At 75.0% G+C, this 448-nt stretch carries 2 protein-coding genes; both read left to right on the forward strand.

Annotation, left to right across the window (positions count from 1 at the left end; genetic code table 11):
* The coding region (locus ACLD7X_RS18965) for a FixH family protein (protein WP_411425228.1) at window positions 1–216 on the forward strand (216 nt) is incomplete at its 5' end.
* Between the two features lie 3 nt (window positions 217–219).
* On the forward strand, window positions 220–448 hold a 229-nt coding region (locus tag ACLD7X_RS18970; RefSeq protein ID WP_411425229.1), incomplete at its 3' end, for a heavy-metal-associated domain-containing protein.

Here is a 448-nt window from a genome sequence, read left to right on the forward strand (position 1 = left end):
GCGGGCGGCCAGCCTGCGCAGGTCGCGGGCCTGTCGGTGCTGGTGGGCCGGTCGACCGTGGCGTCGCAGGACAGCCGGCCCGCATTCACCCAGAACGGCGGGGCGTTCTCTGCGCCGCTGCATCTGGCGCCCGGCAAGTGGCTGCTGCGGGTCGAGGCGATGGCGGCCGATGGCACGATGTTCCGCCAGCGGATCGACCTGTTCGTGAAGGGCTGACCGATGAGCCTGGCCGAAGGCATCCCCCATTCCCAGGCCAGCGCCTGCCCGGCCTGCGTCGCGGCGCCGTCCGCGCAGGATATCGCGCGGCGCGCGGCGGATGCGGGCGGCGCGCGCATCGTGCTGTCGGTGCCGGCGGTGCATTGCGCGGCCTGCATGTCCACGATCGAGGGGGGGCTGGAGGCGCTGCCCGGCGTGCGGTCGGCGCGGGTGAACCTGTCGCAGCGCCGCG

The organism is Aphanothece microscopica RSMan92, from assembly GCF_046613545.2.
Lineage (GTDB): Bacteria > Cyanobacteriota > Cyanobacteriia > PCC-6307 > Cyanobiaceae > NIES-981.